Source organism: Bifidobacterium sp. UTCIF-1 (genome assembly GCF_006408915.1).
In the GTDB taxonomy this organism is placed as follows: Bacteria; Actinomycetota; Actinomycetes; order Actinomycetales; family Bifidobacteriaceae; genus Bifidobacterium; species Bifidobacterium reuteri.
The window spans coordinates 1-10,796 of the sequence record NZ_JFAG01000035.1; the positions used below are offsets into that span (position 1 = coordinate 1).

Genomic DNA, 10,796 nt, shown 5'->3' on the forward strand with positions numbered 1-10,796 from the left:
AAATATACCCGCCCAGCCGACTTTACGGAGAGAGGAAATCCAATGTCTTTCAGCATGGGAATGAAATCCATGACGGCTGCCGCTGTGAGCGCGGCAATGCTTATCGCCGTGGCTGCCTGCGGCACCACCGACAGCGCTACCAGCGATACTTCGAATGGTGATTCCGGTTCGTCCAGCAAGACCAGCACACAGGGATTCGACACCAGCAGCATCAAGAAGGATGATGCCATCGCCGCGCTGCTGCCTGATTCGGTGGCGGGCGACGGCACGTTGACTGTCGGCACCGATACCTCGTATGCACCGGCCGAGTTCCTGGCCGAGGACGGCAAGACGCCGGTCGGCTTCGACGTCGACCTGTCCAAGGCCTTGGCCGCCGTGTTCGGCCTCAAGGAGGAGACTGTCTCCTCGACCTTCGACTCCATCATTCCTTCGGTCGGTTCCAAGTACGACATCGGCATCTCCTCGTTCACCGTGACGAAGGAGCGTCTGGATGCCGTTGATTTCGTCACCTACTTCAAGGCCGGTTCCACGTGGGTCACCAAGAAGGGCAACCCCGACAAGGTCGACACCTCGAACTTGTGCGGTGTCAAGGTGGCCGTGCAGACCGGCACCACGCAGGAGGAGGAAGTCACCGCTGCCAATGACCAGTGCAAAGCGGATGGCAAGGATGAAATCGACATCCAGTCCTCCAAGCTGCAGACCGATGTGACCACCGCCGTGGCGTCCGGCAAGGCGTCCGTGTTCTACGCCGATTCCCCGGTGGCCGGCTATGCCATCGAGCAGACCGGCGACACGTTGGCCGCACTTGGCGACGACACCGGTGTGACGCCGGAGGCCGTGGCCATCAAGAAGGGCGATTCTGCCACCGCCGAGGCGGTGCAGAAGGCCATGCAGAAGCTGATGGATGACGGCACCTACCAGAAGATTCTCGATACGTGGGGTGTGTCCTCCGGCGCCATCGACAAGGCCGAAATCAATCCTGCGGTCGACGAGTGAGCGTGGGCCAGTGCGTCTGTGGGCGGCCCGCGAAGCGTGCTGGTGCATGGCGCACATGGTGAGACGACGAAGGTTCTGAGATGACAAAAGCTCCCGACATGGGAGCTTTTGCATATGTATGCACTATAGTGTATACATATGCTTATTCGTTGGCTACGGTCTGAAGGCAGGTCATCTGCTGCGTAGGGCAAGGCCATAACGACAGAGAGAAGAAGAGACCATCATGCAGTTCAAGAAGACCAAGGCTATTGCCGCCGCTGCCGTCAGCGTCGCCATGCTGTTCGCCGTAGCGGCCTGCGGCACCACCGATGAATCCGCCACCGGTTCGGATGCCGCCAATGGTGATACCAAAGCCATCACCAGCTATGATGTGAGCTCCGTGAAGCAGGACGACGAGCTCGCCGCCCTGCTTCCGGACTCCGTCAAGGCCGATGGCAAGCTCACCATCGGCACCAACCCTTCCTACGCGCCGGCCGAGTTCCTGGACACGGACGGCAAGACCCAGATCGGCTACGATATGGATCTCGCCCATGCGCTAGGCAACATCTTCGGCCTCAAGACCGAAGTGGTCTCCTCCAACTTCGACACCATCATCCCGGCCATCGGCTCCAAGTACGACCTCGGCATCGCCGCGTTCACCATCACCAAGGAGCGCATGGAATCGGTCGACTTCGTGTCCTACTTCACCTCCGGCATGGCCTACGCCGTAGCCAAGGGAAACCCGAACAAGGTCGATGAGAACAACCTGTGCGGTCTCAAGGTCGCCGTCGAAACCGGCACCGTCGAGGAAGAGGCCATCAACGAAACCGCCAAGCAGTGCAAGGCGGATGGCAAGGAGGACATCACCATCCAGTCCTCCAAGCAGCAGACCGACGCCACCACCGCAGTGGTGACCGGCAAGGCGGACGTGTTCTTCGCCGACTCCCCGGTGGTCGGCTACGCCATCGCACAGACCGGCGGACAGCTGGAACAGCTCGGCAAGGACTTCGATTCCGTGCCGAACGCCATCGCTATCAAGAAGGGCGATTCCGCCACCGCCGAGGCCGTGCAGAAGGCCATGCAGAAGCTGATGGACGACGGCACCTACGGCAAGATTCTTGAGCACTGGGGTGTCGAGTCCGGCGCACTGACCAAGGCGGAGATCAACCCCGACGTTCAGTGACCGTCTGACTGGTTCGATGTCCATGAATGGGACGCCTGTGTTCGTCGTAACACGGACGCCCCATTCATGCGTTAAGGTGCATCGTTAGTTCAAGGCTGTGGGAAACGGCTCCAATACATCACAAGGAATCTCGAATGGCGAAGAAAGAAATCGACGGCGAAGGATTGGACATCCCCAACCGCATCAAGGCCCTGCCGGTCAAGCGTCCGGGGCCGATTGTGGCTGCGGTGATCGTGGCGCTGCTGGCAGCGATGCTCATCCAGGGCATGATCACGAACCCACGACTGGAATGGGCCATCGTGTGGAAGTACCTGTTCAACGAGAACGTGCTGGAAGGCATCCGCTACACGCTCGAGCTCACCGTGATCTCCATGGTGGTGGCGATCATCCTGTCCGTGATCCTCGCGATCATGCGCAAGTCCATCAACCCGGTGCTGCGCGGTGTCAGCTGGTTCTTCATCTGGTTCTTCCGCGGAACCCCTGTATACACGCAGTTGATCTTCTGGGGCCTGTTCTCCGTGCTGATTCCCAAGCTCAGTCTCGGCGTGCCATTCACCTCCATCGAATTCTGGAGCATCGATTCGTCCGTGGTGGTCACCGCGTTCAACGCCGCATGGATAGGCCTGGCGCTGAACGAGGCCGCTTATCTGTCTGAAATCGTGCGCGCCGGTCTTGAAGCCGTCGACCCGGGCCAGACGGAGGCCGCCGAAGCGCTCGGCATGAACCGTTCGCTGATCATGCGTCGCATCGTGCTGCCGCAGGCCATGCGCATCATCATCCCGCCTACCGGCAACGAGACCATCGGCATGCTGAAGACCACATCACTGGTCACCGCGGTGCCGTTCACCCTGGAACTCCAGTTCGCCACGAACGCCATCGCCAACCGCATCTACAAGCCTATTCCGCTGCTGCTGGTGGCATGCTTCTGGTATCTGCTCATCACTTCCATCCTGATGGTGATTCAATCCCGTCTGGAGAAGCACTTCGGCAAGGGCTTCGACGCCCGCGCCATGGGCACGCGCGGCAAGCAGCCGCCGCTGCCCGGCAAGACCGAGGGTGAACCCAAGGATGACGTGAACAAGCTCAACGAGGCCGCGTTCACCGGCATGACCGCGTGAAGCAAGGGGAGAGGCAATCATCATGACTGAAACAACTGCGTTCCAGACCGGGCTCCTGAACCAGGCCGCCGGCGTCGTCCCCGCCATCAGGGCCACCCAGGTGCACAAGGCATTCGGTTCCCTCCACGTGCTCAAAGGCATCGACCTGACCGTCATGCCCGGCACGGTGACCGTGATCCTGGGACCTTCCGGCTCCGGAAAGTCCACCTTCCTGCGTCTCGTCAACCAATTGGAGACGCTGACCGGGGGCTCCATCGAAGTCAACGGCGAACTCATCGGCTACAAGCATGTCGACAAGAACGGCCAGGACATGCTGCAGACCCTGAACGACAAGGAGATCGCCGCCCAGCGTTCCCGTCTCGGCATGGTCTTCCAGCGGTTCAACCTGTTCCCGCATATGACCGCGCTGGAGAACGTGATGGAGGCGCCGGTCCACGTCAAGCGCATGCCCAAGAAGGAGGCCCACGATCTTGCCGTCGCCGAATTGGAGCGCGTCGGCCTCGGTGATCGTCTCGACTATTACCCCGCGCAGCTGTCCGGCGGACAGCAGCAGCGCGTGGCCATCGCCCGCGCGTTGGCCATGAAGCCCGAGATCATGCTGTTCGATGAGCCGACCTCCGCGCTCGATCCCGAGCTCGTGGGCGAAGTGCTGAGCGTCATGCGTTCGCTCGCCAAGGATGGCATGACGATGGTGTGCGTGACCCACGAGATCGGATTCGCCCGTGAGGTCGCCGACCAGGTGGTGTTCATGGATGGGGGAGTCGTCGTGGAAAAGGGCGGCCCCGAGATCATCGAACATCCGACCGAGCCGAGGTTTAAGGACTTTCTACAGCATGTGCTGTAGAAAGGCTGTTCATATTACCTCAGCACTGTCGTGCTTCGGCGTCGCCTACGTACAGTCCACTGGACTGTCCGTTTTACGGCTCCGCAGCATGTGCTGTAGAAAGGCTGTTCATATTACCTCAGCACAGGATAAGTTCTTTTTCCCTCTCTTAAACGGGAAGGGGAAGGACGGATTCTGGGCATATCACCACCATAGGGATGACGTCTCTAGGCGTTCTGGGCATATACGTATCACGAAAGGGCGGTTTCGCCGTCGTTCGTGAACCGCATATGCCCAGAACGCCGTATTTTGTATCGATATGCCCAGAATAATTGGTAGGGATATGCCCGGAACTTGTGATAGTCAGTGGAGGTATGCCCGGAACTTGTGATAAGTGACAAAGGCATGCCCGGAACGTGTGCGGAGTGAGCGGGGCCGGCGGCCGGTTGAGGCCGGTGGCTCGGTTTTCCTGAGTGCTTTGAGATGTGACGATAGTATTGCAACAGGCCGGGTTGTTCGACTCAGGACATATGCGTCCGCTAGGCTGGTGAGCCATGTGTGGAATTGTTGGATATGCAGGAAATGTCGAAACCGCGTGCGGCAAGCCGCTTGAGGTGTGTCTTCAGGGTCTGGCGCGGTTGGAATACCGTGGCTATGATTCGGCCGGTGTGGCGCTGAGCGCGCCTGGTATGGATACGGTGGCCGTGCGCAAGAAGGCCGGCCGACTGAAGAACCTGGTCGCAGACATCGAGCGCAAGCCCATGCCGCTTGCCACCGTGGGCATCGGCCATACGCGTTGGGCCACGAACGGCGAGCCGAGCGATGTGAACGCCCACCCGCACACCAGCATGGACGGCAAGGTGGCCATCATCCACAACGGCATCATCGAGAACGCCTCCCAGCTGCGCCTCGATTTGCAGGCCGAAGGCTACCGTTTCGCCTCCGCCACGGACACTGAAGTGGCAGCCAAGCTGCTCGGCAAGATCGTGGACAAGATCATCGCCGAGCAGGGCAAGCCGGATCTGTTCGAGGCCGTCCGCCGCATGGCCCGTATGCTGCAGGGCGCATTCACCATCCTGGCCACCGACTGCCGCCAGCCGGACATCGTGGTCGGCGCCCGTCATGACTCCCCGTTGGTGGTGGGGCTCGGCGAGGGTGAGAACTTCCTCGGCTCTGATGTGGCCGCGTTCGTGGCCTACACCAAGCAGGCCATGGAAATCGATCAGGATCAGGCCGTATGCGTGTCCGCCGACAAGGTCGTCGTCACCGACTTCGACGGTAACGTGGTGGCCAATCCCAAGACCTACACCGTGGACTGGGACGCCTCGGCCGCTGAAAAGGGCGGCTGGGATTCCTTCATGGACAAGGAGATTCATGAGGATCCGGCCGCCGTGCAGCGCACGCTGCTGGGCCGGTTCGACGCCAAGGGCGACATCGCACTGGACGAGGTGCGCATCGACGAGCATGATTTCAAGGCCATCGACAAGATCATCGTCGTGGCCTGCGGCACGGCCGCATATGCCGGCACCGTGGCCAAATACGCCATCGAGCACTGGGTGCGCATCCCGGTGGAAGTGGAACTCGCCCATGAGTTCCGCTACCGTGACCCTATTCTGACCCCGCGTACCTTGGTGGTCGCCATTTCTCAGTCCGGCGAGACCATGGACACGCTGATGGCCCTGCGGCATGCCCGCGAACAGGGCTCCAAGGTGCTCGCCATCTGCAACACGCAGGGAGCCTCCATACCGCGTGAATCCGATGCGGTGCTGTACACGCACGCAGGGCCGGAGGTGGCCGTAGCCTCCACCAAGGCGTTCGTGGCGCAGATCACCGCCGCCTATCTGCTGGGCCTGTATCTGGCGCAGGTCAAGGGCGCGATGTTCCGCGACGAGATCCGGCAGGTGCTCGATTCCCTCAAGGACATGCCGCGCAAGATCCAGTGGGTGCTCGACACCCAGCCCAAGGCCATCCAGACAGCCGCCGAACGCATGGTGAACGCCAGCTCCTTCCTGTTCCTCGGCCGTCATGTCGGCTACCCGGTGGCGCTTGAGGGCGCGTTGAAGCTGAAGGAGATTGCCTACACGTTCACCGAGGGCTTCGCCGCCGGCGAGCTCAAGCACGGGCCGATCGCACTGGTGGACGAGGGTGAGCCGGTAGTGTTCATCGTGCCGCCGGAGCGTGGACGCAACGTGCTGCATGCCAAGGTGATCTCCGGTATCGAGGAGGTCAAGGCTCGCGGTGCCTATATCATCGCCGTGGCCGAACAGGGTGACCCCGATGTGGAGCGGTATGCGGACGTGGTGTTCTGGCGTCCTGCCTGCCCGACGCTGATGAGCCCGCTCGTGGATGTGGTGCCGTTGCAGCTGTTCGCCATGGATATGGCCCAGCTCAAGGGCTACGACGTTGACAAGCCGCGCAACCTCGCCAAGTCCGTCACCGTCGAGTGAGGCTATCGGCCGCTGCGGCGTGCTGAAGGAGCCACTAGTCGGTTAGGAGGAAACCATGCCACGTCCGCATCGATACGTGACCGAGGAGCCACATATCCCATTCGAGCTGGACGTGCTCTATGAGGACGAGCGGATTATCGTGGTGGACAAGCCGCATTTTCTGGCCACCATGCCTCGCGGTATGTGGTATCGGCAGACGGCGTTGATCCGGTTGCGCGAGCGGCTGGGGGAGCCAGACATCACTCCCGCGCACCGCTTGGACCGCATGACCGCCGGCGTGCTGGTCTTCGTGCGGGACAAGGCATCACGTGGGGCCTACCAGATGCTGTTCCAGAATAAGCAGGCCGCCAAAGTATATGAATGCCTTGCCCCTTGCCGCCCGATCGCGCGTCCCCGATACGGCACCATCGAACCGATTGCCCCGCCGCGTCCGTTCCCGCTGGTGCGGCGTTCCCATATCACCAAACTGCGTGGCACCATGGCCGCCTTCGAGGAGCCCGGCACGGTCAACGCCGAAACCCTTATCGAACGTGGCGAACGGCTCATGCCGGTGGCACCTGTACGTCTCCCATCGCATGCCCTGTATGGCGTGCGTGCTTCTGCGTGCCGCTTTGAGACCACGCCTGTGCGGCAAGACCATTCCGGTCTTCCCGGCGATGCGGGGGACGCAGACATCGCCGGTCTTGCGGGTATCTCCCGTATCGCCGGTATCTCCCGCCTCGTGGACGCCTCCCGTATCGCCGGCCTCGAGGACGGCATTCATGCCGATGCGGCAGGTTCGATGACCTGTCGCTACACCTTGCACCCGCGTACCGGCAAGACCCACCAGCTCAGGGTGCATATGAACTCGCTCGGTCTGCCCATAGTCGGAGATGATTTCTACCCGCGCATAGAGACCCGTGCGTACGACGATTTCAGCCGTCCTTTGCAGCTCGTCGCCCGTCGGCTGGCCTTCATCGACCCCATCACCGATGAGCCGCGTGAGTTCGTCTCCCGCGTTCCGCTGCAAGCCGCGTCATGCCGTCGCCATCCATAAGCCTGCAGGGCGGCACCGTATCCCCCTGAACGTCGCTGCATAATCATAATGCCTGTGCAGTGCCGTTTAGTACCGTGCAATGCTGTGCAGTACCGCGCAATACCGCGCAGCTGGGCTGTACAGCATTGCTGGGCAGCCCAGCCCAGAATCCCTCCCAAAACGGGTCGAAACATAAGTTATTGATGGCATCGGTTTATGTTTCGACCCATTCCGCACCCTCGAAACGGGTCGAAACATAAACCATAGACTGCGAAAACTTATGTTTCGACCCGTTTCTTCCAACTGCCCCGTGTGAAGCTGTATGCATTGCGGCTAGAGTGAAACGCCTGACGACTTTCCGGCGTACGATACCGGTGTAGACGCAAGGATGCGTCGACCATAATCGGCGTGTGCCGATTCAGGAAGGTCGTAATAATGAACAAGTCGTCGAGTGACAGTGTTGCTGATCAATCCGAGATCCAATTATGCATTGCGGGCGTGAATGCGGCTACGCGTAAACGAATGGTCCGTCGAATGCACAAAGGTGAGGTGGTCAGCCCATATCGTGGCATATATGCGGAGTCGTCCTATTGGAGCGGCCTGAATCCCAAGCAACGTATTCTGCATGTGCTGGAGGCATTGTCCCGTTGCCATCCAAGCTGGGTGTATGCAGGGCTCAGCGCAGCTGCGGCGATGGATTTGGATTATCCATGGTCTTTGTTGACCGATGAGAGCATTTACGTCGCATACAACTCAAGCAGACAGGGGCATATGCGGTCGCAGACGAAGCCGATTTTTGTCTCCTCGGATGCGGCGCTTACCACTCGCTTCGCTCTTGGGAACAGGACGGTGTCCGTGCTGACTACAACCGTGGGAAGGGCTCTTGTGGATTGCGCGTTGCGATATCCGTTTCGTGTGGTGCTGGGCATGTTTGATTCGGCGTTCCGACGCAAACTCGTTGATGCTGAGAGTGTTATAGAGGAATGCGATCATCTTCATAGCGATTGCGGTCCGGTGTTTCGTCTGCTCCATTACACAGATGCGCGTAGTGAAAACGGTGGGGAATCGTTGTGCCGCGCCACGATGATCGAACGCGGTTTCGCCGTTCCGCAATTGCAGCATGAATTTATCGATCCGGAGAACGCGTGGCATTCACGACGGGTCGACTTCGTATGGCATACGCCGGATGGCCGCATCATTGTCCTTGAATATGATGGGGCCCGGAAATATGTCGATCCAGCGATGACGAAACGACGTGACATACACCAGGTGGTGGCCGCGGAGAAGTCACGGGATGATATGCTGCTGCGCGCTGGGGTGACGACGGTAGTTCATGCCACCTATGACGATGTGGTAGACAGCAACGCAATTTGGGTGAAACTGATGCGGGCGCAGGTTCCTTTGACGGGTGCCAATTGGCTGTATGAGCGAGAATAGCGTGGCTGATGGCGCGAGCTGAGGGTGATGGCTGAGGTCGGGGAGAAATCATATGGAAGGGCTTGTTCGTCGGCGCGGCGTGGGCGTGGGTGTCGGCGCCAGTCGTTCGGATGACTTCTCCCGGCAGCATACGGGTCGAAACATAAGTTATTGATGGTATCGGTTTATGTTTCGTCCCATTCCGCACCCTCGAAATGGGTCGAAACATAAACCATAGACTGCGAAAACCTATGTTTCGACCCGCGCTCGGCGAAATCGGAGTTCCAGAGCGGCTCAGCAGGAGGCAGTCACTCGCTCAAATCGCGTACAGAGCCGCGTTCGACGAGTTCAGGGGGAATGACGGTTTTGATGCCGGTTGGCACTTTCTCTCCCTCGCATTGACGGCGGACCATGGAGAAGGCAGTGGCTCCGACATCCTTGAACCGCAGTCGCATGGTGGTGAGATTCAGCCGTGGCACCATGTCCGCCAACGAATCGTCGACGCCGACGACGCTGACATCGTCAGGCACGCGCTTGCCGGCGGATTGCAATCCGAGAATCGCGCCATAGGCCATCTGGTCGTTGGCAGCGTAAATAGCCGTGCAGTCGGGGTCATGAGCCAAGGCGACGCCTGCCTGATAGCCGGAATCCGCGCACCAGTCTCCGATGTACATGCTGGGCACCGGGGCTCCGATCTGCTCGAGCGCCTCGCGCCATCCTCGGGCGCGGCTTTCCGCGGCTCGGGATGTGGCAGGGCCGGCGATGTGGTACACCGTTTTGTGGCCTTTGCTCATCAGATAATCCACGATGGCGGTGGAACAGCCGTATTGGTCGGTGTCCACCGTGGGACAGTGGTCTGCGGCGCCTTCGGAGATAAGTACTACAGGGAGCTCTTTTGGTGGCTTGTATCCCGCGAAGTCGGAGATGCGCTCCTCGAGCACCACGATGACGCCATCCACGGGTTGCTGCTGCATGCGCTCGATTGCGGCGGCCAGCGTGCGCTCCGAGCCGTGGCGCATGGTCTGGATGGTGATGGAGTAGTCGTCATCCGCGGCGCTCGAAATGATGGAATCCAAGATACGGGAGTTACCGAAGGATGATGTGTTGAACATGACGACGCCGATGTCCTGGAACTTGCCGCGTTTGAGCGCGCGGGCGGCGTAGTTCGGACGGTATCCGAGGCGTTGCATGACGGCTTCGACCCGTTGACGGGTCTCCGGTTTGACCGCGTCGCTGCCATTGGCCACGCGGGATACGGTTTGGGGGGACACGCCTGCGGTTTTCGCCACATCCTGCATGGAGACTTGTGAAGACTTCGCCATTATGACCCCCGGTATGGAACCTACGACTGCTGCTATGGCTTGCTGCGCCACATCGTATGATGTCATACATCATCGAAAACGGCAACGATAACATCATTGTTTTCGTGACCATTGTACCAGCATTGAGGAAAACACAGTATTCAACACGGCTGTTCGGTGATTGGACAAGATGATAAATGGTGTTATTATGATAACGCAAACATTTTTGTTAGGGATGGGTGTACCGCCGTAATGGCTTTAGTGATGTAGCCATGACGGAACACTTGTCTACAGCCTTCGAAGGAGAGGGGTTGGAATGGCCTCAGCTGATGTTGCTGCCACTTCCGTGAAAACGGACGGGGCGCGCGTGAATAAGCATAAGGCGGATTGGCGTGGTTGGAAGTTCATGTGGCCTTTTGCGGTGGTGTTCGTGTTCGTGTTCATCATCCCGATCGTGTACGCGGTTTACATCTCGTTCTTCAAGAAGCAGATGATCGGCGGCACCCGGTTCGTCGGTG

General features: G+C 59.8%; 8 protein-coding genes and 1 pseudogene. 8 read left to right on the forward strand and 1 reads right to left on the reverse strand.

Annotation, left to right across the window (positions count from 1 at the left end; genetic code table 11):
- Positions 1-42: 42 nt before the first annotated feature.
- From BW09_RS10485 to BW09_RS10520, 7 genes are all read left to right on the forward strand, one after another.
- Positions 43-996: an ABC transporter substrate-binding protein gene (locus BW09_RS10485; protein WP_044090123.1), complete on the forward strand. Its 954-nt coding sequence runs from the start codon at positions 43-45 to the stop codon at positions 994-996.
- Positions 997-1,219: 223 nt separating this feature from the next.
- Complete coding sequence (locus BW09_RS10490) at positions 1,220-2,158, forward strand: ABC transporter substrate-binding protein (protein WP_044090124.1); 939 nt, start codon at positions 1,220-1,222, stop codon at positions 2,156-2,158.
- Between the two features lie 134 nt (positions 2,159-2,292).
- Complete coding sequence (locus tag BW09_RS10495) at positions 2,293-3,276, forward strand: amino acid ABC transporter permease (RefSeq protein WP_044090125.1); 984 nt, start codon at positions 2,293-2,295, stop codon at positions 3,274-3,276.
- Between the two features lie 22 nt (positions 3,277-3,298).
- A complete protein-coding gene (locus BW09_RS10500) occupies positions 3,299-4,120 on the forward strand; it encodes an amino acid ABC transporter ATP-binding protein (protein ID WP_140463285.1) in 822 nt (273 codons plus the stop codon).
- Positions 4,121-4,653: 533 nt separating this feature from the next.
- Positions 4,654-6,546, forward strand: a complete 1,893-nt coding sequence (gene glmS, locus BW09_RS10505) for a glutamine--fructose-6-phosphate transaminase (isomerizing) (protein WP_044090127.1) — start codon at positions 4,654-4,656, stop codon at positions 6,544-6,546.
- Between the two features lie 76 nt (positions 6,547-6,622).
- The gene (locus BW09_RS11240; RefSeq protein WP_330935785.1) at positions 6,623-7,582 is read left to right on the forward strand and encodes a pseudouridine synthase; all 960 of its coding nucleotides are present in this window, start codon (positions 6,623-6,625) and stop codon (positions 7,580-7,582) included.
- A gap of 414 nt (positions 7,583-7,996) precedes the next feature.
- Positions 7,997-8,998: a hypothetical protein gene (locus BW09_RS10520; protein WP_052381984.1), complete on the forward strand. Its 1,002-nt coding sequence runs from the start codon at positions 7,997-7,999 to the stop codon at positions 8,996-8,998.
- A 287-nt stretch (positions 8,999-9,285) separates the two neighbouring features.
- Here the strand turns inward: BW09_RS10520 and BW09_RS10525 are convergent, their stop codons facing one another.
- Entirely contained in the window at positions 9,286-10,275 is a 990-nt protein-coding gene (locus BW09_RS10525) for a LacI family DNA-binding transcriptional regulator (protein ID WP_081977833.1), read from the reverse strand.
- A gap of 319 nt (positions 10,276-10,594) precedes the next feature.
- Between BW09_RS10525 and BW09_RS10530 the strand changes: the two are divergent.
- Positions 10,595-10,796: pseudogene (locus BW09_RS10530) on the forward strand (sugar ABC transporter permease); the annotation flags it as partial.